Origin of the sequence: Comamonas thiooxydans (assembly GCF_002157685.2) — a bacterium.
Taxonomy (GTDB): Bacteria; Pseudomonadota; Gammaproteobacteria; order Burkholderiales; family Burkholderiaceae_C; genus Comamonas; species Comamonas testosteroni_H.
The window spans coordinates 5,684,419-5,706,652 of the sequence record NZ_AP026738.1; the positions used below are offsets into that span (position 1 = coordinate 5,684,419).

Here is a 22,234-nt window from a genome sequence, read left to right on the forward strand (position 1 = left end):
CGGCTACTGGGCCGCCGTCCAGTCCACCAGCGCATCCCAGGCCGTGCGCGCCGCGGCCGCATTGGCATGGTTGGCCATGGCCACCAGCACATAGCGCTGGCCGCTGGCACCGTCGACATAGCCGGCCAGTGCCGCCGAGTCGCGCAGGCTGCCGGTCTTGAGGTGGGCCGCGCCCGCAAAGCGGCTCTTGCTGCGGCGCAGCGTGCCGTCCACGCCGACGATGGGCATGGAGGAGACGAACTCCGGCATCACGGGCGAGACCCAGGCGTTCTGCAGCATCTGCCCGAGGCCGCTGGCCGTGATGCTGGCATTGCGGCTCAGGCCTGCGCCGTTGTCCACCACGGGCTGCTCGGCATTGCCCCAGCGCGCGGCCCACCACTGGGCCAGCGACTGCCTTGCGGAGTCGAAGCTGGCCACGCCGGTGCGCTGCATGCCCAGGGTGAGCAGCACATGCTGGGCCATGATGTTGTTGCTGTATTTGTTGATGTCGCGCACCACTTCGGACAGCGCCGGAGACTCCAGCTGGAACGCCGGCTGCAGCCCCTGGGGCACGCTGCCGTCGCGCACGGCGCCGGTGAGCTTGCCGCCCACCTCGCGCCACATGCCTTCTATGGCCTTGGCCGCAAAGCGCTCGGGCTGCGCCGGTGCGATGGACCAGCTCTTGTCGCCGCAGCTTGCCGGATAGCTGCCGTTGAAGGCGATGCGCTGCGGATTGTTCATGTCCAGCTGCATCTTGCTGCGCCAGTCGCCGCAATCAGAAGTAGGAGCTGCCAGCGCCACTGTTTGCTGATTTTCCATGCCAAACATCGGTGGATCGTATTGAATACGAGCGACACCAGCTCCTGTATCAGGAGCAATATTCAAAGCCACGGCCTTGTAGTTGATCAGCAGCGCATCGGGCGAGGCGTTGTAGGGCCTCCAGGGCTCGTTGTCGAAGACCGCCGCATCATGCGCGGGCAGCTGAAAGGCGCTGCGGTCCAGCACGATATCGCCCACGATGACCTTGATGCCCATGCCTTGCAGGCGGCGCAGCATCAGCCACAGGCGCTCCAGCACCAGCTTGGGGTCGCCCTGGCCCTGGATGTAGAGATTGCCGCGCAAGGCGCCATCGACCACCGGGCCGCCCAGGTAGACGGGCGTGCGCCAAACATAGGCCGGGCCCAGCTGGTCGAGCGCCGCATAAGTGGTGACCAGCTTCATGACCGAGGCCGGATTCATGGCCTGGTGCGTGCGCCAGGCCAGGTTCGGTGGCGATCTGCCATCCACATTCATCACCAGCAGCGATACGGCATCGCGCGGAATCTTGGCGCGTTGCAGCGCCGCGTCCACGGCGGAGGGAATGCGGGTATCGGCAGGCAGGGACTGCGCCAGCGAGGGCTGGGCCAGCAGCGCCAGCAACGATGCGCCCAGTGCGCTCAGGGTCTTGCGAAGAAAGAAGGGGGTCTGCAGCATGGGGCCAGAGTCTACGCCGGGCTTCACCCATGCCGGGCATTGGCAGCGTCTGCGGCAAGCTGGCGGCGGGCGTCCGATAATGCAGGGCTATGCTGCCCTCTCCTGCAGCCCAGTGCAGCCTGTATTGCGCTCCAGCCCGCCTGCGGCTGACGCCCCGCCGAACATGAATCTTCTCGCCATCGACACCAGTACCGATACCTTGTTTGTTGCCGTCCAGCGTGGCGATGCCATCTGGCAGCACAGCGGGCCGGGCGCGCAGCAGTCGTCGGCGCAGTTGCTGCCGGCCATCCGCCAGCTCATGAAGGAGGCGGGGCTGGGCTTTGCGCAGCTGGACGCCATTGCCTTCGGGCGCGGTCCCGGCTCCTTCACAGGCCTGCGCACGGCCTGCGCCATCACCCAGGGTCTGGCGTTTGCCGCCAAGGTTCCCGTGCTGCCCGTGGACTCGCTGCTCACCGTGGCCGAAGAGGCCCGTCATCTGCATGGCTGCACCGAGGTCGAGGCCGTGCTTGACGCGCGCATGCACGAGGTCTATCACGCAGCCTTCCGCTATGTGGACGGCCAGTGGATCGAGCCCGAGGACTTCGGCCTCTGCGCCCCCGAGGCTCTGCAGGCTGCAGCCGGCCATGCCGTGGCGGGCAATGCCCAGCCCGTCTACCCCGAGCTGCTGGCACCCGCCGCGCGCCATGTGCACGCCATGCCCACTGCCACGGCCATGCTGCGCCTGGCACCGGCACTGTTGGCAAAAGGCTGCGCGGTACCGGCCGAAGAGGCGCTGCCGCGCTATATCCGCGATAAAGTGGCAAAAACCACGGCCGAGCGCGAAGCCGAGAAGGCCGCCGCTGCTGCTGCCTCCGACGCCGCCTCCCGATAAGCACCTCATGACCTTGCCCAGCAGCTCCACACTCGCCACCGACGCCAGCACCCAGGATGCTGCATCCCTGGTGCATTTCGAGCCGCTGTCCGCGCTCTGGCTCGACACCCTGCTCCCGATCGAGGAGCAGGCCTATGTCCATCCCTGGACGCGCGGCAACTTCCAGGATGCCATGGTGGCCGGCTACCAGATACAGCTGCTGGTCGATGCAGATCACCAGTTGCTGGGCTACTTTGTCGCCATGCAGGCGCTGGACGAAGTGCATCTGCTCAATATCACCGTCAACCCGGCCTGCCAGCGCCAGGGCTGGGCGCGCGTGCTGCTCGATGCGCTGGCTTTGTGGTCGCGCCAGCAGAATGCCCAATGGATCTGGCTGGAAGTGCGCGAAAGCAATGCCCGCGCCCGCGAGGTCTACCTCAGGCACGGCTTTGCCGAAGTCGGCCTGCGCAAGAACTACTATCCCAACCCCAACGGCCCGCGCGAACATGCGGTGCTCATGAGTCTGAAACTATGGCCCTGAACCTGGATGCCCGCCAGCGGGCCATGCTGGAAGCCATGGGCATCACCGTCTGGTTGCCCGAGCCCGTGGAACCCGCAGCAATTGCTGCTGTCACTGCCGTCGCCGCCGCACCATCACCGCTCGCGGAGTCCGTCGCGGCACCGGTAATGCGCGTGGCGCCGCCGGCCCCCGTAAGCCCGCCTGTGGCGCAGGCCGCCGCTCCCGCAGCCGAGGCAGCGCCGGCCCAGCCGCCCGCCCAGACCGCCAGGCCCGCCGGCCCACCGCCCCAGAACCTGTCCGGCCACCGGGCGCACGAGCCGCGTCAGTTTGTGCAGCAACCCGCCGCAGGCCCGGCCGGCGAACCCGGCCTGGGCTGGACCATCAGTCCCGCCCAACTGGTCTACCCCCATGCTCCGCAGCATGTGCAAAGCGCCGAGCAAGGCGGCTGGCTGATCCTGCTGGAGCCTGCCGCCAATCCGCCCCTGCTGAGCCCGGCGCAAAGGCCTGCGGCCGACAGCGCCCAGACGGCGCTGCAGGGCGATGCCGCCAAGCTGCTGGACAATATGCTGCGCGCCCTCGGACTGCAGGAAAAACCGCGCGTCTTCAGCGCCGCCCTGCACCGCGCGCCGCCCGATGCCGACCTCAGCCATGCCCAGGCGCTGCAACCCGCCCTGGAGACGCTGCTGCGCGAGCTGCGCCCGGACTGCGTGCTGGTTCTGGGCCTGGCCAGTGCACGCGCCGTGCTGGGCCGCCATGATGCGCTGGGCCGGCTGCGGGCCGAACCGCACCACATTGCGGGCGTGCCCACGGTGGTGACCTACGACCCCAACTATCTGCTGCGTGCGCCGCAGGCCAAGGCCGGAGCCTGGGCCGATCTGGTGCAGGCCGACGCGTTTACCAAGGGGCTGTGACAGGCGGGCGACAAGCCCCGCTTACCCACTCTCCCAACTGTGCTGCACGCGACATGCTGCAGTGCAACGTAGCATAATCACTGGCTTCGAATTACTGAAAGACATCCGTGGAAACCTACCCTAGTTGGTAGCTTTCAGCTCCCGGTGAAGACTGTGGGGGTTGAAAGCGCCCTGATCCCTGCAGAACCTCAAGAACAACCGGGAGTGAGCTGATGCTCAACATCTTTACGCTAGCCAATGGTCGACTCGTTCAGGAAGAAATCGAGTCCCTGGCAGACCTTGAACGCTTTCGCCCCGTCTGGGTCGATCTCGAATCGCCAACCCTCGAAGAAAAGCGCTGGATCAAGCAGCACTATGAACTGTCCATCCCTGAGGATGCGATGGACGACGACATCGAGGAATCGGCGCGTTTTTACGAAGAAGACAACGGCGAGCTGCATATCCGCAGCGACTTTCTGATCGACGACGACGAAGACCCCCGCTCGGTGCGCGTGGCCTTCATCGTCAACCAGCACAACGCAGCGCTGCGCAGCCATGGCGTGCTGTTTTCCATCCACGACGAGGATGTGCCTGTCTTTCGCCTGCTGCGCATGCGAGCGCGCCGTGCGCCCGGCTTGATCGACGATGCCAAGGACGTTCTGCTCAAGCTGTTTGACGCCGATGCCGAGTACTCTGCCGACACGCTGGAGCGCATCTACGACGACCTGGAAAAAGCCAGCAAGATGGTGCTGTCCGGCGATGTGACCGACGAGATGGCCAAGGAAGTGCTGGGTGCCATTGCCCGCCAGGAAGACTTGAACGGCCGCATCCGCCGCAACGTCATGGACACGCGCCGCGCCGTGAGCTTTCTGATGCGCTCCAAGATGCTCAACGCCGAGCAGTTCGAGGAGGCACGCCAGATTCTGCGCGACATCGAGTCGCTGGACAGTCACACCGCCTTTCTGTTCGACAAGATCAACTTCCTGATGGACGCCACGGTCGGCTTCATCAACATCAATCAGAACAAGATCATCAAGATCTTCTCGGTGGCCAGCGTGGCTCTGCTGCCGCCCACGCTGATTGCCAGCGTCTACGGCATGAACTTCAGGTTCATGCCCGAGCTGGAGTGGGAATTCGGCTACGGCTACGTGGTCGCCCTGATGATTCTGAGCGCCGTCGGCCCCATGCTGTACTTCCGCAAACGCGGCTGGTTGAAATAGCACATTCCCGGCGCAGTTGGTCGCTCACGCATCGACACAGGCAAGCGCCCCTCCTTGGAACAGCAGAGCGCGCTTGCCACCAGTCAACGCACCTCTAGATCGCCATTGATCACTCGGGCAAGTCCCTGTGGGTTCGCTTGCTGTACTGCCGCTGGGAGCAGCACATCCGGCAAATCCTGATAGCACACCGGGCGCAGAAAGCGGTCAATTGCGCTGGCGCCCACAGAAGTGAACATGGCGTTGGACGTGGATGGGAAAGGACCTCCATGCACCATGGCGTGGCATACCTCGACTCCGGTCGGAAAACCATTGGCCAAGATGCGTCCCGCCTTGCGCTCCAGCACGGGGATGAGGCGCTGCGCGTCGGCATAGTCTGCGGGATCGATCTGCAGCGTCACTGTCAGCTGGCCCTCCAGTTGCTCAGCCAGTTGGAGAACCTCATCGAAATTCTTGGCCCGAATGACAATAGAGGCCGGGCCAAACAGCTCCTCCTGCAGCACAGGCGATGACAACAGGCGCTGCACATCCGTCACATACAGCGCGGCCTGCGCAGCATTGTGCAGTCCATCCGCAGGCTGCCCTTGTGCAACCTTCTCCACACCTTCCACGCCACCGACCTTGGCAACGCCGGCACCAAAGGCCTGGTGAATGCCAGGCGTCAGCATAGTCTGGGCCGGCTTGGTGGCAAGCGCCTGGCTTGCGGCATCGATGAAGCGCTGCACATTGCGGTCGCCAATGACCACTACCATCCCGGGATTGGTGCAGAACTGCCCCGCCCCCATCGTCAGCGAATCGGCAAAACCGCGCCCTATCGACTCTGCACGCGCGGCCAGGGCGGCCGGCATCAGAAACACCGGGTTGATGCTGCTCATCTCCGCGTAGACGGGAATGGGCTCCGGGCGTGCGTTGGCGATGCGCATCAACGCAAGCCCTCCCTGGCGCGATCCGGTAAAACCAACGGCCTTGATGGCAGGATGTGCTACCAATGCTTCACCCAGCTTGCGCCCGGCGCCCATCAGCAGGGAAAACACCCCTTCGGGCAAACCCAGATCTCTGACCGCTTTTTGAATCGCTCGACCCACCATTTCGGAAGTGCCTAGATGGGCGCTGTGGGCCTTGACAACCACAGGGGCACCGGCGGCCAAGGCCGACGCTGTATCGCCCCCTGCCACCGAGAACGCCAGCGGAAAATTGCTCGCACCGAACACCGCCACCGGGCCCAGTGCCATCTTGGCCAGACGCAGGTCGGCTCGTGGCAGCGGTGTGCGCTCGGGCTGTGCCTGGTCGATGGCTGGGCTCATAAAACGGCCATCGCGCACCACCTTGGCAAACAGCCGCAGCTGTCCAACCGTGCGCCCACGCTCGCCTTGCAGGCGCACCAGCGGCAGGCCGCTTTCGGCCATGGCGCGCTCGATCAGGGCATCGCCCAAAGCCATGATGTTGTCGGCAATCTGCTCCAGAAATTCTGCACGCCTGGCAAGCGACAGCTGACGGTAGGGATCAAATGCCTGCGCCGCCAACTGGGCTGCCCGGTCCACTTCGGCCTGCCCTCCCATACCGAACGTTGGCGTTGCGATGAATTGATCCATGCGGGGATCGAACGCTTGCTGCTGTCCTTCTGTGCCGCGCACCGAACTAGCGCCTATAAGCATTTCGCCAGTAATTTGCATCTTTGTCTCCTAATGTGTTTATGGATCGGAATGGCAGAGCTCCAGCCGACCAGGAAGTGCAAGCAACGCCTGGATAACGCACGATCTCGTCAGGAATATGAGCGCCTTTGAAAATCATAAAGTATCTTGTTAATATATTTAAATTATCCTTAGAAAATTTTCCATCAAACTTGACAAGCACCTTTGCCATTCCGCGCAACCAGGGCACGTCAACAAGCAGTCCATAACCAAGCACAGGAGCACGCCATGGAACTCATGCCAGACCTCGACCTGAACCACCCTGGTCAAAGTGCTCAAACAACCGCGTCGAAACCAGGTCACACTGCGCTGACGCTGGATGAGGTGCACAACCTGGCCTATCGCGTATTTACCCACCTCGGCCTATCTGCCGAACATGCGCAAGCCATTGCGCGCGTGATCACAGCGGGAGAGCGCGACGAGTGCCATTCGCATGGCATGTACCGGGTTCTATCGTGCGCTCGCACGCTCCAGCATGGCGCTGTCGTGCGCGATGCCCTACCCATCATCAGCGACCGCGGACCTGGCGTCGTCGCCGTCGATGCACAGCGCGGCTTCTCACAACTCGCTTTCGAGGTGGGCAGCAAAGTACTGCTCGAGAAAGTCCGGAAAACCGGGATCGCAGCCTTGGCCATCAACAACTGCTATCACTTCTCAGCCCTGTGGCCCGAAATCGAGGCCTTGGTCGAGCATGGCGTTGCGGCCCTAGCCATGACTCCCAGCCATTCCTGGGTGGCCCCTGCGGGCGGAAGCCGACCTGTTTTCGGAACCAACCCGATCGCCTTTGGTTGGCCCAGGATTGGTGCTCATCCCTACATTTTTGACTTTGCGACCAGCGCAGTGGCCCGCGGTGAAATTGAGCTCTACCAAAGAAGCGGTCGCGCACTGCCCGAAGGCTGGGGGGTCGACGCCGAAGGCTCCCCAAGCACCGATGCCACAACCGTCCTCCGACAAGGCGCCATGCTGACTTTTGGCGGCTACAAAGGCTCGGCCCTGTCGACCATGATCGAGCTGCTGGCTGGGCCATTGATTGGCGACATGACCAGTGCTGAATCACTGCACATCGACGACGGTGCCGGTGCAACCCCTTGTCATGGCGAAATCGTTATCGCATTTGATCCCCAATTTTTCAGCCCGGGCAATTTTATCGACGAGCGTCAACGTGCTGAAAAGCTGTTCGAGAGTATTACCGGCCAAGGGGCGCGCCTGCCTTCCCAACGCCGCTTTGCCGCAAGAAGCCGCAGTCTAGCCAATGGATATGTGCAGATCCCCGAGCCCTTGCTGCGTGACATCCAGCAGCTGTTGAACTAGGCTCATGAGAACATGCTCGCATGCCTCTGCTGAGGATGAAGGATCCAGATGAAGAGTTTTGTCACAGGCTGCACCAAGCAGCCAAGCCCATGATGTATTCTGAATATCGGATCAATATAATCAAAACCCCGCCATCTCTGCTCTTGCGGCACGATGGCGCCAGCACGCTTTTTTGATGCCAACTTCCAAGAAATCTCCAGCTGCACGCGTAAAAGCCGCTGCAACAAAAACCAAGACTTTGCCTACGGTGAAGCGCCGTGCTGCAGACCTTGCCTACGACGCCATTGAAACCATGCTGTCGACCATGCAACTTGAGCCTGGAAGTCCCATCGTAGAGGCGGAGTTGGCAGAGCGCACTGGCATGGGCCGGACACCTGTGCGCGAGGCATTGCTGCGCATGATCTCCATCGACTTGATCGTCCAGCAGCCGCGCCGCGGACTACTGGTTTCCAACATCGATCTGGCAGAGCACCTAGACGTCATCCAGACACGCAGGGTTCTGGAGAATCTGTTGGCGGCTTGCGCTGCCCGGCGAGCCTCGGTGCAGCAGCGCAAAGATATCCTCCAATGCGCCAAGCAGATGGTCGCTGCAGCCAAGCGCGGCAACTTGGAAGAGTACATGCATGAAGATCATGCGCTCGATGCCATCATCCATACTGCCAGCCGCAACCGTTCAGCAGTCAAAAGCGTCACGCCCCTGATCGTGCAGTGCAGACGTTTTTGGTATGCCTACCAGCATGAAGGCGATATCCTTGAGGGCGCACTTGCTCATCTTGAGCTGGCTCAGGGTATCTCTACCGGGGATGAAGCGGCCGCCATTACCGGTGCCAACCGCCTGATGGACTATCTGGAAGCTTTTGCCAGACGCATTATCGAAAGCTAAACAGCAGGCCGCCCCCAAGGGGCGGCCTGCTGTGCATATTCATGGCGCCTCTCAATCGGTGCTCAGAGCTTGGCTCCCGCCGCGCGCAGTTCTGCAATCTGAGGCGCTTTGGGCAGCCAGATCTTGTCGAAGGCATCAATCGCAGGCTTATTGTCAAAAGCATTGATATCGCGAATGGCAATCGACTCCTTCTTGAGTTTCTCCAGCAGGCCAACCTCTGTCGTCACGATATCGTTGATCTGGCCGTCCAAGGCTTGGCTGGTCAATTGGCGAATCAGGTCACGGTCCTTCCCATCCAGCGTAGCCCAGATACGACCCGAGAACAGTGGTGCCACAGGCATGAACAGCGCGTTCATGGGCATCATCAGTTTCGACACCTTGTCAAAGCGCTGGCTCCAAGAGAGCTCTATATCCGCCTCGAGTCCGTCCACTTGCCCATTGGTCATGGCATCGAACACCGCAGGTGTAGGAATGGGAGTCGGCGCTGCCCCGAAATACTGGTAGAAGTCACGGTAAACCGGCGTCGGATTAATACGCAGCTTCATACCCTTGAGGTCATTGGGCGTCCTGATCTCCTTGTTCGAGAACACCACACGCATGCCGGTGATGCCCCAGCCCAAACCGATGCAGCCGGTTTCGCGCGGCAGCACATCCAGCAATTTCAAGGCTGCAGGCGTCTTGACCAGCTTCGCGACAGCAGCAGTGGATCGGACAAGATATGGCGCATTGATCGAGGCTACGCTCGGAACACGCGTTCCCAGCTCTGCAGCCTGAATCCACCCCATGTCCAGCGCCCCCGACTGCAGCTGCTGCATCATGGCCGACTCACTACCCAATTGACCCGAATGAAAGACGGTCACCTTGAGCCTGCCATTGGTTTCTTTCGCCAAGGCTTCTCCAAACTGCACCGCCGCGCGGTTCCACGAATGCCCTGCAGGCGTGATGACGCCTAAGCGCAGTTCCTTGGCCGCAGCTGCACGCGAAGGCGTCACAAAGGCCAGTGGAGCAGCTGCAACAGCCGTGGTCTGAAGAAAGTGGCGTCGATTGAGTGTCATGAAAAACTCCGTAGAGGGAAAGGCGAAGCAGGGCGAAGAATCGGATCAGTTCAGCAAGCCCAACGACAAGCTGGGGAACAGCGAGAGCATGACAAGTGCCACGCAACTGATGATGAAGAATGGCAACGTGACGATGAACATGGGACCCGGCTTGGCACCAGTGACCGCTGCAGCCACGAAGAAGCTCAGCCCCACCGGCGGCGTCATCAATCCCAGCACCAGGTTGATGACGATCACCACTCCAAAGTGGCGGGGGTCGATGTGGTAGATCTCGGTGGCGATGGGCAGAAGAATCGGCGCGGTCATGATCAAGCCGGGAATGCCGTCGATCACCGTGCCAATGACCAGCAAAATCACGTTGACCAGCAGCAGGAAGGTAATCGGGTCATGCGCCACGGTCTGCACCCAGGCAGCGACCATCTGAGGCACCTTGCCGTATATCAACAACCACGAGAACACTGCCGCTGCTGCAACCAGAAACAGCACGATGGCCGAGTAGATGCCCGAACGCAGCATGATCGCGCCAAGGTCTGAGTATTTGAATTCACGGGTCACATAGCGACCGACCAACACTGCGCTGATCGCGCCCACAGCGGCAGCCTCGGTGGGATTGGCGAAGCCGGTGAGGATAGAGCCCACGATGACCAGCGGAATCAGCAGTGTCGGGCTGGAAACCAGCACGGTCTTGGCCCGTTCGAGCAAGGTTCGCTTGGGGCTTCGTGGATAGTTGTAGATCACGCCCATACAGGCAATGACTGCAAAGAACAGCACCGTCAACAGAACACCTGGCAGTATGCCTGCGACCAGCATATCGCCCACAGCGACCTGTGCCAGCACGCTGTAGACCACAAACATCACCGACGGCGGAATGATCGGGCCCAGCATGCCGCCATACACGGTCAGGCCTGCAGCAAAGGTCTTGTCATAGCCTTGCTTCTCCATCTCGGGCACCATCACCTGCGACATGATGGCCACCTGCGCCGTTGCGGAGCCAATGATGGATGACACCAGCATGTTGGCCAGGATATTCACATAGGCAAGCCCGCCCTTGATGGAGCCCACAAACGCCATCGACAAGTCCACCAGCCGGCGTGTGATGCCGCCGCTGTTCATGACCTCACCGATCAAGATAAAAAGCGGTATGGCAATCAGGCCATAGCTGTCCACCCCCCCGAACATCTGAGAGGGGAAGGACTGCAGCAACACCGTGTTCTCGGTGTTGTAGATATAAAAAATCCCCGAAAGGCAAAGACAGAGGCCGATGGGAACACCCACCATCATGATCGCGACGAAGAAAATGGAGGTCAGCATGTCAGTTCACCGCGTCTGGGTTGGTTGCCGTAAAGCCAGGGTGCTGGCGCTTGGGTGCGAGGCTCATGTCTTCCAACAGGTTGGCAAGCGCATGCAGGCTCATACAGACTGCGAAGATCGGCATGATCAGTTGCAGCACCCAGACCGGCCACTCCAGCGTCTGGGTGTGTTCGGTATAGAGAAAGTTAAACGACTCCGCCGCGTATTCCTTGGCATCAAACCCCTTGCTGGCAATACCAATGGGATCCATCCAACGCCAGCACATCGCAAATAGCGCCAGAGAAAAAAACAGCACTCCGACCGTCGCAATCACCTTGGCACGCCGCGCGTTGCGAGGACTCAGCTTATCGGTGAGCATCGTCACCGCAAAATCCAGCCGCAGGCGCGTCATGACCGAAGCACCGATGAAGGTGAGCCAGACCACGGTGTACACCGCCGCTTCATCCACCCAGTACAGCGGCATGCCGCTGTAGCGTGTCACCACATTGAGCAAAATGAGTGCGGTCAGAAAACACATCGCGAAGGTGAGCAACCACCGTTCCATGCGCAACAGCGCATCAGAGGCATCCAGCACCCAGCGCACAATCCATGGCGGCTGCTTGATGGCGGTAGCGGGTCGGGTTGTATCGTCCATATAGGTTCTTTAGATTTGACGAAATGAGGCGCAGAAAATCGAATACAACTCAAAAATATATTAAATATATTAGTAGTCTTTTCAATTGATCCAATAGGTGTTTGCCTGGAAACCGGGCGAAACTGCGAACCCTGGTTCCTGGAAGATGCAAGCTTCCGATCTGGATCGATGCCCCAAAAAAAGCTCCCCACGGGGAGCTGACTCACGCTGGATCAATGACTCAGTCCCTTGGACCAGGCGGCATACCAGTTGCGAAAGAGTTGATACTGGGATTCGACATACCGGCGTTGTGAGTCGGTCAATACATCGCTTGCATTGAAGTGCAGCGTGTATTCCTTCTTGCCGTTGAGGACCAGCAGGTGCTTGTAGTACAGAACCAGATCCGTGCCTTCGTCAAAGGACGACAGCACGGCCAGTGCCGCATCCAGCTCCTGAGCTTGACGCCGAGCAACGACATCCCCCTGTGCTGCTTTTTTGCTCAGCTCAACCAGGAGCAGAACTTCCTTGGGTAGTGCATTGCCAATGCCCGTAATGCAACCCGTCGCACCGCAATTCACAAAACCATAGAACACCTGGGTGTCGACACCCGCCATCAACGTGACGTCGCTGTCTTTCGAGGTGATGTGCTCCGCGGCATAGCGCAGGCCTTCTGCACCACCGAACTCCTTGAAGCCGATCAGGTTGGAGTACTTGGCGCGCAACTCAAAGAACATGTCGGCGCGAGTTGCAAAGCCGTAGTGTGGGCTGTTGTAGATCACGGCCGGCAGCTTCGGGGCGGCTTCCAAAATAGCAGTGAAGTGGGCTTTCTGCGCAGTCAGGGAAGTACCTCGCGACAACACCCGAGGAATCACCATCAACCCCTGCGCTCCCACTTTCGCAGCGTGGGCCGCATGAGCCACGGCTTCTTTCGAGTTCACCGCCCCGGTCCCCACAATGGTCGGGATACCTGCGGCCACCAGCCTGGCCACGCCCTCTTGGCGTTGCTCTGCCGTGAGAAGAGGCCAATCCCCCATGGATCCGCAATACACAACAGCGCTCATGCCTGCGGCCATGAGCTCTTTGCCCATGGCGACCAGCGCGTCGTAATCTGGCGTGCCTTGTGCGGTGCATGGAGTCATGAGTGCAGGAACGGTGCCGGTAAAGATGTTCGTTTCCATAAAACTACCCTTGTAAAAAACCACCTAAGAACACCGACCTCAGTTCCGCGCAAGTCCGTTGCACGAAACCGTTTTGTTGGAATAACGCTCGCTGCATCAGCGCACGAAATCCGGATGAGCGGTGAAATACTTCGTCTTTAAATAGACTGTAAATATATTTGAAATATTCAGAAACGAAGACTAAGTAGTTCTTAGACGTTGTGCAATAGGGTTCTCCTGGATACCTCGCCGAGATCGCCACCGCCTTCCCCCGTTGCATCCAGGCAGCGGTCCGCTGGCGACTATGGCCCCACAGAGGCAGTAGCACCGCCCTCAGCTACTGCCCGGCGCTGCGGTCAAACCCGGCGCCGGGCCACGCTGGCGCTGCGCCAGGGTCAGGATGCACAGGTGATCGGTGTATGGCACACAAACCGCTCACGGAGGCAGCTTTGCGCTGCTCCTGGTCGCATGGCGACGGGACTCCCTCGACATCCCAGCTCGATGAGTTCGCGCGTTTGTTCCACTGAGTCGCGGACGCGCTGAATGCGATGTTCGCCATCGCTCTTTACCGCAGTTCGAGTCTGCCAGCACCAAGGACCAAGTGCATTGACTCGGTCCATCTCAGCCCTGCCCCATGCAAGCGTGGATGAAGTCAAGCGCAGGCCCAGGACTGAAAATTCACAGCTCGCAGAGACAAGGTCACGGCACTGCAGAAGTTATCGTTTGAGCAGCATCACAGATGCATAAGGCAGGATGTCTGAGACCGCTTCCACTGAATAGACTGAGGGTAAGGGTAGCTTATGCTGTACTACTCTCACCGCGCTCGCGCACCCAGAGCACGATACCGCAGAGCATCACGATCACCTGCGTGCCAATCAGCGCTGAAAAGCCTGCGAAGAATCCCGCAGCCACGCCGCCGCGGGCCGACAGCGCGCCGATCACCGCACCCATGATGGCCGGCATGAAGCCCGCGACCAGGCTGCCCGCGCCGTTGACCACGCCATAGGCGCTGGCCACATGCTCGGGCCGCGCGCAGTGCTGCACGGTGCTGGGGATGGCCGGGCTCATCAGTCCCCAGCAGAAGTTGGCGGCAATCAGGCAATAGGCTGCCGCATAGCGGTCTTCCATGTGGATGGCCAGCCACACTGCAATCGCCACGCCCAAGCTGCCGAAGACGAAGATCAGCGGCACCTGGCGGCGCGCGATGCGGTCGATGATCATGCCGCCGACGAAGACCGCCGCCACGCTCGCGTATTGCGGCAGCGAAGCCAGCCAGCCCATCTCGCGCATGGAAAAGCCTCGCGACTCCTTGAGATAGGCGGGCAGCCAGTTGCTGCTGCCCCAGAGATACGACAGAAAGGCCGCCGTGAGAATGGTGATCAGCCACAGATAGCGCGTGTGCATGGCACCGCGCACGATCTGGCCGACCTGGCCCACGGCCTCACCCATCGACTGGGGCTTGGGCATGCCGGTCTCCACCTTGGGCATGCGCACAAAGGCCCAGACCAACGGAACGCCCAGCAGCACGTTGATCAGGCCCAGCACATGGAACGAGGTCTCCCAGTTGTGGCCCACGACCAGGTAGCCGACGAAGGGATAGCCCACCGCCAGGCCCAGTCCGGTGCCCATATTGACCAGGGAGTTGGGTTTGCCGTTCTCGCGGCTCTCGAAATGCGCCTTGATGTAGCTGCCGGCCAGGGAGAACAGCGGCCCCTCGGAAACACCCAGCAGAATCCGCGATGCCAGCAGCAGCCCGTAGCTGTTCATGGCCGGCGACAGAAAGGTCACCACGCCCCACAGCAGCAAGCCGGCAAACAGACTGCGGCGCACGCCGAACAGCGCCGCGCAGAACGGCGTGAGCACAAAGGACGAAACACCGTAACCAACCATGAAGGCCGTGGCAAGCAGGCCCTGACGCGTTCGGTCGTCGGGTGTGAGACCGATGTGCGACAAAAAGTCGTGATCGGTGATGAGGACCGAGATATTGATCCGATCCACGTAGGAAATGGCGACGATCACGAACAGCGTGACCACGCCCCACCAGCGCAACGAGCGTGAGTCTTTCATGATATGGGTCCGGCTAGCGTTGAAAGAGAGAAAAGCCGGGACCGGCACCCGCCGGCCCCCGCCAGGGCGCACGTCCTGGCGGGCGCGCGGTACGACGGCAGTGATGCCGCCGACACCCCGGGGCCGACCGATGCCGACCCCTCGGTGCAGGATCAGAAGAAGTGGCGGATGCCCAGTTCCAGGCCGTTGGAGTTACCGCCGGGCGTGGTGCCGGGAGCGCTCAGCCCCTGCACGCCGATGGACTTCGCTGCCGAGCCCTTGTTCTTCAGGAAGGCATAAGTGCCGTAGACCTGTGTGCGCTTGGAGAGGTTGTAGCCATAGCCCACGCTGATCTTGTTCCAGTCCGCATTGCTGCCGGACAGGTTGTAGTGGCCGAAGGAGGCACGGGCCTCGCCATTGCCCACGGGAGCCGTCACACCCAGCTGCACGGCCGTGACCTTGGTGCCGCCACGCTTTTCCGAGGCCCACAGCAGCATGGGCTTGGCCACGCCGAAGTCGTAGGACAGGCCCACATTGTTCGCCGTCAGATTGGTGTCGCTGGTATTGCCGTAGAGCCGGCCCGTGGCCAGCGCACCATTGAAAGCGCCCTGGCGGTAACCCAGGCGCAGACCACGGTAGTCACCCTCGCGCTTGTTGGGAGCACCGCTGGGCTGCTCGCCGAATGCCAGCTGTGCCTGGCCGTAGAAGCCACCCAGGTTCTGGGGCAGGAAATAGCTCACCGCATTGCTGATCTGTATGGGCGCACCGCCAGTCGAGGGGATGCCCGGAATGCCCAGCATGGTGAAGGCACCCGTGCCGCCAACGCCGTTGGTCAGGAAGGGATCGAAGATCAGCGTGTTCAGAAAGGTGGCCGAATCATCACGTCCCAGGCGCACCTCACCCCAGTTGCCCATCAGGCTGACTGTGGAGCGACGGTTGAAGCTCAGACCGCCGCCCGTGGCCTTGCCGGCGCCGCTGTCCACATCCAGGCCGGCCTCCAGCCAGAATCCCGCCTTCAGGCCGCCGCCCAGGTCCTCTGTGCCTCGAAAGCCCAGGCGGCTGATGTTGGCACCGCCTGTGGAAAGACCGGTCTTGGAGGCTCCCGAGCCGCCCAGATGGGCAACGCCGACGTCGACGACGCCGAAAAGCTCGACCTTGGACTGTGCCGAAGCGGCACCGGGCAAAGACGCCAGGCAGGCTAGCGCCACGCCGAGGGCCGGCGTATGGATGGATTTCATGGTTTGTCTCCTCTAGGGGTGGTGGTTTTTCGCAGGTCTGATGCAGCGTCTCAGATATCCAGGACCAGGCGCTCGCTCTTGCAGCCGGAGACGCAGACCATCATGACCTTGTTGGCGGCGCGCTCCTTGGGGCTGAGCACCGAGTCGCGGTGGTCGGGCACTCCTTCGAGCACGCGGGTCTCGCAGGAGCCGCAGACACCTTCGCAGCAGCTGTGGTCCACATCGACACCGGCGTCCAGCAGCGTGTCCAGCAAGGACTTGTCGGGCGTGATCTCGATGAAGCGGCCGCTGCGCTTGAGCTCCACCGTGTAGTTGGCACGCGCATCGGACGCGGCCTTGACCTCCACGGGCGTAAAGCGCTCGATATGCGCATTGGCGTGGCCGAGCTCGGCGCAGAATTTCTCGAATGCGTCGAGCATGGGCGTCGGGCCACAGGAGTAGTGGTGCAGACCGGCTTCGGGTGCACGCTGCGCCAGCAGCGCCCGCAGGTCGGGCGGCCCGCCTGCTTCGACATCGAAGTGCAGATGCAGCGGCATGCCCAGGGCCTTGAGCTCGTCGAGAAAGGCCGCACTCTTGCGCTCGCGCGCAAAGTACAGCATCTCGAACGAATGCCCTATGGCCTTGAGCCGGCGCGCCATGCACAGCATGGGCGTGATGCCTATGCCGCCGGCCACCAGCACAGAGTGCGTCGCCGTCTCGTCGAGCGCGAAATGGTTGCGCGGCTCGGAGATGGTGATGGGCATGCCCACGCGCAGCGACTCGTGCACGCAGCGCGAGCCGCCGCGGCTGGCACGGTCGCGCAGCACGCCGACCACGTAGCGGTGGCGCTCGCTGCTGTCGTTGGACAGGGAGTAGCTGCGCACCAGCCCGTTGGGCAGGTGCAGGTCGATGTGCGAGCCGGCCGTGAAGGCCGGAAACTCGCCGCCATCCACCGGGCGCAGCTCCACGCTGATGGTGTCCTGGGCCTCGAAGCGCAGCGTGTGCACAAAGGCCTGCAAGCTGTTGCTCATGATGCGATGCCTTCGTCGATCTGTTCCTGGGCCTGACGACGCAGGTGGCGGCGCAGGCGCACCAGGCCGATGTCATGCTGGTAGAGGTTCTCGCGCTCGTTGGCGTCGGCTTCCATCTGCTCCATCATGATGCGGTCCTGCTCCAGCACGGCCCAGTGGCGTGCCTCAAGGCGGTTGCGGTAGAGGAAGCGCCAGGTGTCGCGCATCCAGCCCTGCACCTTGCGCGCGCGCCAGAAGAACACGGCGCACAGGTCGGCGCTGATGGGCGTGACGCAGGCCACGATGGCGAAGTTGCCGCCGGGGCCGCCGGTCTTGGGATAGGGAATCTCCAGGCGCATCCACTGCGCGCCGGTTTCGCCGTATTCGGTCCAGTCAAAGTTCACGCCGCGCTGGCCGACCTTCTCGAACACGAAGCCGTGATCGGTGTCACGCACCTGGAAGCTGGCCTTGCTGTCGCCCTCGGCCATGGAGTGCGACTGCTTGTGCAGGAAGGTGCCGTGCATGGGGTCCATGACGTTGTCCAGCGCGTAGCGGTAGTCGCTGCGCCACTCGGCATAGCACAGGAAGTTCGAGTACTCGGGCGAGCTCAGTTCCTCGGGCAGGCTGAACTCGGGCGCCTCGTCCACATGCTTGTCGCTGTTGTAGAGGAAGATCGCGCCATGCATCTCGCGCACATGGAAGGCCAGCGCGGCGCGCGAGCCTTCGAGCTTGCAGCCGGGGCTGCCGGGCACCTTGGTCACCGTGCCGTCGCAGCGCACTTCCACGCCGTGGTAGGGGCAGGCCAGGCGGTCGCCCAGGATCACGCCCTGCGACAGCGGCGCACCGCGGTGCGGGCAGTGGTCTTCCAGCGCATGGACCTGGCCGGCGGCGTCGCGCCACAGCGCGATCTTGCGGCCGAAGCGGCGCACGGAAACGGGCTCGGTCTTGACGAAATCGGAAGGGCAGACCGCATACCAGAGGTTCTTCAGACCCGTGTTGAGCAGGCGGTCCACCGGATCGATGGTGATGGTTTGTACGTTCATGGAGTACTCCTGTCCTGTTCTGTCTCAATAGCCCAGACGTGCCATCAGGGCCTGAAAGCTGTCTTCGGTCCAGGGCTCGCCGTTCTCGCCGGCGGGGCCGCTGCGGTTGATGTAGGCCACCAGTTCGGGCAGCGTCTGCACGCCCTCGCCAAAGGCACGCTCAATGGAGTCGCCCAGCAGGTCCTCAAACAGGGTGGAGGCGCGCTCGCGCGCCTGATGCGGCTCGAGATATCGATCAGCGGCCATGGTTCTCTCCTTCGAAAACTGTCTTTAATCGTGGTTCTGCTTCATTGCCCGGAGCGCCGCCCCACACCGAGGGTGTCGCCCCCCTTGGTGGGCGCCGTGCAACGGGAAGGCGCGAAGCGACTCAGGGGGTTGGTCATTTAGTCGGCCCGGATATCCAGGTCCTTGATCAGCTTGCCAAAGCGGTTGTAGTCGGCAGCATTGGTCTTTTCCAGACGTGCCGGCTCGCCGCCCGCAGGCAGGGCGCCGAAGGCCGCCATCTTGGCGACCACGTCCGGCATCTTCAGAATCTCGTTGAGGTGGGTGTTCAGCAGCTTGACGGTCTCGGGCTTCATGCCCTTGGGGCCGAACAGGCCTTGCCAGGCCGACACTTCCACATCCTTGACGCCCTGCTCGGCCAGCGTGGGCACATTCGGTGCCAGCGGGCTGCGCTGCGCATCGGCCACGGCCAGCACGTTGACCTTGCCGCCCGCGTAGGGCGCGATGGGCCCCCAGGTCATGAAGGTCGTTGGCACATGGCCGCCGATCAGGTCGTTGACCGCGGGGGCCACGCCCTTGTAGGGAATGTGGGACAGCTTGGTGCCTGCAGCCTTGTTGAACATCTCGCCCAGGATGTGCATGGGCGAGCCGCTGCCGGGGCTGGCATAGGTCAGGCCGTCGCGCTTGCCCTGGCTCGCCAGGGTCTTGATGTCCTTGATGCCCGAGCCCTGGCTGGCAGCCACGAACATGGGCTGCACGCTGGTCTGCACAATGGGCGTGAAGCCGCCGAGCACGTCGTAGCTCGAACCCGCGTTGGTCTTGAGCACGAACTGGGCAATGGCAAAGGTATTGGGCGCCAGCAGCAGGGTATAGCCATCGGGTGCGGCCTTGGCCACATGCACGGTGCCGATGGTGCCGCTGGCACCGGGTCGGTTGTCCACCACCACGGGCTGACCCAGTCGCTGGCCCAGCTTCTCGGCATACAGGCGCGCCATGGCATCGGTATCGCCACCGGCCGGATAGGCCACGACGATGGTGATGGGCTTGCTCGGATAGGCTTGCGCCAGCGCGGAACCGGACATCTGGGCTGCAGCCAGCAATGCAGCAGCGATAACTACCTGGCGACGAATGTTTTTCATGAAATAGCCCGTGGGGTTGTGGTTAAGCCTCTAGCCAGCCAGAGGATCTGGAGAATTCGCTCACATCAGAGACACCGAGCAAGGGCCGCCCCGCAGCGAGGGTGTTGTCCCCCTCCCGCGAAGCGAGAGAGGGGGAAGGCGCGAAGCGACTCAGAGGGTGTTTCATTTCTTGTCGGTCAGGAACTTGCCGTCGGCGGCGCCCACGCCCTTCTGACGCCGGGTATTGCCGTCGAGGCCGCCGTCGATGGCCCATTCGGCAAACACCGTCGGGCCGGGCTCGAACTCGCGCGGCTGCCAGTCAGCCGTGAGCTGGTCCTCGTCTGCGTAGTACTCGACCAAGGCGCCGGCGGGGTTCTTGAAGTACCAGAAGTAGGCCGACGACACCGGATGCCGGCCCGGGCCGAGCTGGGTGTCCCAGCCGCAGCGCGAGATATGCATGCCGCCGCCGAAGACCTCGTGGATATCTCGCACGGTGAAGGCCACATGGTTCAGGCCGGCGTGCCTGTCGGGGCGCTGCAGCAGGAAGATGTCGTGGTGGCCGCCGTCTGGCGCGGTGCGCAGGAAGGCGCCGCGCTCGGGGTAGCGGTCCGAGGCCGCGAAGCCGAAGTTGTCCACATAGAAGCGCTCGCAGGCCTGCACGTCCTTGACGAAGAACACCACATGGCCGACCTCGATGGGCTGGGCGCGCTCGTAGGCCGGGCTGGCCTGGTTGATGCGGCCCTTGCGGTCCCAGGTGTTGTACTCGGCGCTGTGCATCTGCACTTCGCGCTTTTGCGTGAGCTGCAGGCGCACGGCCAGGCCGTTGGGGTCGGTGCAGCCGATGCGGCCATTGCCTTGAACGAAGCCCGGCAGCGCACGGATGCGGTCCGCATACAGCGCGAGGTCGGCCTCGCCCTGCACGCCCCACACCACTTCGCGCAGCGTGGGGCCAGCCTCGATGGCGGGCGGCAGGCCGGGGTGGCCGGTGGCGGCCACGACCACGCGGCAGCCGTTCAGCGTTTCGAACACCAGCCGGTCGGCCTCTTCCTGCACCAGCTTCAGTCCCCAGTCCAGGAAGAACTGGCGGCAGGCCGGCAGGTCGTCGGCGCCGTAGCTGATTTCGTCAATGCCCAGTACGCTCATGATCTTTCCTTAGTTTGCCCAGGCCAGGGGGTTTGCGTTCAGGCCCCAGTACAGGCTCTTTTGCTCCATGTACTGCTGGATGCCCATGCGGCCCTTCTCGCGGCCCAGGCCGCTGTCGCGCCAGCCGCCGAACGGCGTGGAGATCGAGAACTGCTTGTAGGTGTTGATCCACACGGTGCCTGCCTGCACCGCGCGGCCGATGCGCCATGCGGCCTTGTAGTCGCGCGTCCAGATGCCGGCGGCCAGCGCGTAGACGCTGTCGTTGGCCTGCTCCAGCAGCGCCTCTTCGTTGTCGAAGGGCATGGCCACGAGCACGGGGCCAAAAATCTCCTGCTGGCAGATCTGGTCGGTGTTGCTCACACCTTCGAGGATGGTCGGTCGGTAGTAGTAGCCGCGCTCGTACAACGTGCCCTCGGGGCGGTGGCCGCCGGTGCGCAGCTGGCCGCCTTCGGACAGGCCCAGGGCCACATAGCTCTCGATGGATTCGCGGTGCTTGGCGGTGATCAGCGGGCCCATCTGCGTGCGCTCGTCGGCCGGGTCGCCCACGCGCAGCGCGGCGGCCTTGGCCGTGAGGCGCTCCATGAAGTCGCCATAGAGCTTGCGGGCCACGAACAGGCGCGAGCCCGCGATGCAGGATTCGCCCGAGGAGCTGAAGATGCCGTAGAGCACGCCGTTGACGGCGTGGTCGAGGTCGGCGTCTTCCAGCACCATGGTGGCCGACTTGCCGCCCAGCTCCAGCGAGACGGGCATCATCTTGTCGGCCGCGATGCGGGCGATATGCTTGCCGGTGGAGGTGCCGCCGGTGAACGACACGCGCTTGACCAGCGGGTGCTTGGTGATGGCGTCGCCGATCACCGAGCCACGGCCCGGCAGCACGCTGACGATGCCTTTCGGAACACCGGCTTCTTCGCAGATTTTGGCCAGCTCCAGCGCCAGCAGCGGCGTGGCTTCGGCGGGCTTGACGACCACGGCGTTGCCTGCCGCCAGCGCGGGGGCGAGCTTCTGCGCCTCGCTGGCGATGGGCGAGTTCCACGGCGTGATGGCCGCGACCACGCCCATGGGTTCGTACACGCTCATGGTCATGAAGTCACCACGCGAAGGCGTGATGGTCTCTTCCATGGTTTCGCAGGCCGCCGCGAAGTACTGGAAGGTGCTGGCGGCGCTGGCCACCAGGGCGCGCGTCTCGTTGATCGGCTTGCCGTTGTCGAGGCGCTGCAGCTGGGCCAGCGGCTCGGCGCGCTCGCGGATCAGCTGGGCCACGCGGTGCAGCACGGCCGCGCGCTCGTGGGGCTTCTTCTGCGCCCAGCCGCTGGTGCGGAACGCATGGTCGGCCTTCTGGATGGCCTCTTCCACATCGGCCAGGCTGGGCGCGCGCAGGCGGCCCACCACTTCGCCGGTCGCGGGGTAGAGCGTGGCGGATTCGTCGCCGCCGCCAAGACGCCATTCGCCGGCGATATTGATGGGTAGCAGTTCTAGCTTGGACAT

General features: G+C 62.7%; 20 protein-coding genes. 6 read left to right on the top strand and 14 right to left on the bottom strand.

Annotated elements, in window-relative coordinates; all coding sequences use genetic code 11:
* Positions 1–3: 3 nt before the first annotated feature.
* Positions 4–1,452 (bottom strand): D-alanyl-D-alanine carboxypeptidase/D-alanyl-D-alanine endopeptidase, encoded by a 1,449-nt coding sequence (gene dacB / locus CTR2_RS26470; protein WP_087085725.1) that lies wholly within the window; start codon positions 1,450–1,452, stop codon positions 4–6.
* Between the two features lie 163 nt (positions 1,453–1,615).
* Here dacB and tsaB point away from each other — a divergent pair, with 163 nt between their 5' ends.
* The 4 genes from tsaB (at position 1,616) to corA (ending at position 4,932) form a co-directional block, all read left to right on the top strand.
* On the top strand, positions 1,616–2,323 hold the full coding sequence (tsaB, locus tag CTR2_RS26475; RefSeq protein ID WP_087085798.1) for a tRNA (adenosine(37)-N6)-threonylcarbamoyltransferase complex dimerization subunit type 1 TsaB: 708 nt from the start codon (positions 1,616–1,618) through the stop codon (positions 2,321–2,323).
* Between the two features lie 7 nt (positions 2,324–2,330).
* Positions 2,331–2,843 carry a ribosomal protein S18-alanine N-acetyltransferase gene (gene rimI, locus CTR2_RS26480; RefSeq protein WP_003060455.1) on the top strand — a complete coding sequence of 171 codons (513 nt, stop codon included), beginning with the start codon at positions 2,331–2,333 and terminating at the stop codon, positions 2,841–2,843.
* Positions 2,834–3,733 carry a uracil-DNA glycosylase family protein gene (locus CTR2_RS26485; RefSeq protein ID WP_087085724.1) on the top strand — a complete coding sequence of 300 codons (900 nt, stop codon included), beginning with the start codon at positions 2,834–2,836 and terminating at the stop codon, positions 3,731–3,733. The genes rimI and CTR2_RS26485 overlap by 10 nt, the downstream gene beginning before the upstream one ends.
* A 212-nt stretch (positions 3,734–3,945) precedes the next feature.
* Positions 3,946–4,932 carry a magnesium/cobalt transporter CorA gene (gene corA, locus CTR2_RS26490; RefSeq protein WP_004340359.1) on the top strand — a complete coding sequence of 329 codons (987 nt, stop codon included), beginning with the start codon at positions 3,946–3,948 and terminating at the stop codon, positions 4,930–4,932.
* A gap of 83 nt (positions 4,933–5,015) precedes the next feature.
* Here corA and CTR2_RS26495 read toward each other — a convergent pair whose 3' ends face one another.
* The gene (locus CTR2_RS26495; protein ID WP_087085723.1) at positions 5,016–6,602 is read right to left on the bottom strand and encodes an aldehyde dehydrogenase (NADP(+)); all 1,587 of its coding nucleotides are present in this window, start codon (positions 6,600–6,602) and stop codon (positions 5,016–5,018) included.
* 246 nt (positions 6,603–6,848) lie between these two features.
* Between CTR2_RS26495 and CTR2_RS26500 the strand changes: the two genes are divergently transcribed.
* Complete coding sequence (locus CTR2_RS26500) at positions 6,849–7,931, top strand: Ldh family oxidoreductase (protein WP_254913492.1); 1,083 nt, start codon at positions 6,849–6,851, stop codon at positions 7,929–7,931.
* A 172-nt stretch (positions 7,932–8,103) separates the two neighbouring features.
* The gene (locus tag CTR2_RS26505) at positions 8,104–8,814 is read left to right on the top strand and encodes a GntR family transcriptional regulator (RefSeq protein ID WP_012840221.1); all 711 of its coding nucleotides are present in this window, start codon (positions 8,104–8,106) and stop codon (positions 8,812–8,814) included.
* 62 nt (positions 8,815–8,876) lie between these two features.
* Here the strand turns inward: CTR2_RS26505 and CTR2_RS26510 are convergent, their stop codons facing one another.
* The 12 genes from CTR2_RS26510 to CTR2_RS26565 all read right to left on the bottom strand — a co-directional run bounded on the left by CTR2_RS26510 (position 8,877) and on the right by CTR2_RS26565 (position 22,234).
* The gene (locus CTR2_RS26510; RefSeq protein ID WP_087085722.1) at positions 8,877–9,869 is read right to left on the bottom strand and encodes a TRAP transporter substrate-binding protein; all 993 of its coding nucleotides are present in this window, start codon (positions 9,867–9,869) and stop codon (positions 8,877–8,879) included.
* 45 nt (positions 9,870–9,914) lie between these two features.
* Positions 9,915–11,180, bottom strand: coding sequence for a TRAP transporter large permease (locus CTR2_RS26515; RefSeq protein WP_087085721.1), 1,266 nt, complete (start codon positions 11,178–11,180; stop codon positions 9,915–9,917).
* Between the two features lies 1 nt (position 11,181).
* Positions 11,182–11,814 carry a TRAP transporter small permease gene (locus CTR2_RS26520; RefSeq protein ID WP_087085720.1) on the bottom strand — a complete coding sequence of 211 codons (633 nt, stop codon included), beginning with the start codon at positions 11,812–11,814 and terminating at the stop codon, positions 11,182–11,184.
* A gap of 212 nt (positions 11,815–12,026) precedes the next feature.
* Complete coding sequence (locus CTR2_RS26525; protein WP_087085719.1) at positions 12,027–12,971, bottom strand: dihydrodipicolinate synthase family protein; 945 nt, start codon at positions 12,969–12,971, stop codon at positions 12,027–12,029.
* A gap of 777 nt (positions 12,972–13,748) precedes the next feature.
* Positions 13,749–15,017 carry an MFS transporter gene (locus CTR2_RS26530; RefSeq protein WP_087085718.1) on the bottom strand — a complete coding sequence of 423 codons (1,269 nt, stop codon included), beginning with the start codon at positions 15,015–15,017 and terminating at the stop codon, positions 13,749–13,751.
* 152 nt (positions 15,018–15,169) lie between these two features.
* Positions 15,170–16,234 carry a porin gene (locus CTR2_RS26535; RefSeq protein ID WP_087085717.1) on the bottom strand — a complete coding sequence of 355 codons (1,065 nt, stop codon included), beginning with the start codon at positions 16,232–16,234 and terminating at the stop codon, positions 15,170–15,172.
* A gap of 50 nt (positions 16,235–16,284) precedes the next feature.
* On the bottom strand, positions 16,285–17,244 hold the full coding sequence (locus CTR2_RS26540) for a PDR/VanB family oxidoreductase (protein WP_087085716.1): 960 nt from the start codon (positions 17,242–17,244) through the stop codon (positions 16,285–16,287).
* Positions 17,241–18,266, bottom strand: a complete 1,026-nt coding sequence (locus CTR2_RS26545) for an aromatic ring-hydroxylating oxygenase subunit alpha (RefSeq protein ID WP_087085715.1) — start codon at positions 18,264–18,266, stop codon at positions 17,241–17,243. Before CTR2_RS26545 ends, CTR2_RS26540 begins: the two co-directional genes overlap by 4 nt.
* A 24-nt stretch (positions 18,267–18,290) precedes the next feature.
* Positions 18,291–18,512 carry a recombinase-like helix-turn-helix domain-containing protein gene (locus CTR2_RS26550; protein ID WP_003060438.1) on the bottom strand — a complete coding sequence of 74 codons (222 nt, stop codon included), beginning with the start codon at positions 18,510–18,512 and terminating at the stop codon, positions 18,291–18,293.
* A 137-nt stretch (positions 18,513–18,649) separates the two neighbouring features.
* Positions 18,650–19,627, bottom strand: a complete 978-nt coding sequence (locus CTR2_RS26555) for a Bug family tripartite tricarboxylate transporter substrate binding protein (RefSeq protein ID WP_087085714.1) — start codon at positions 19,625–19,627, stop codon at positions 18,650–18,652.
* A 162-nt stretch (positions 19,628–19,789) separates the two neighbouring features.
* Complete coding sequence (locus CTR2_RS26560; RefSeq protein ID WP_087085713.1) at positions 19,790–20,749, bottom strand: VOC family protein; 960 nt, start codon at positions 20,747–20,749, stop codon at positions 19,790–19,792.
* Positions 20,750–20,758: 9 nt separating this feature from the next.
* A complete protein-coding gene (locus CTR2_RS26565; RefSeq protein ID WP_087085712.1) occupies positions 20,759–22,234 on the bottom strand; it encodes an aldehyde dehydrogenase in 1,476 nt (491 codons plus the stop codon).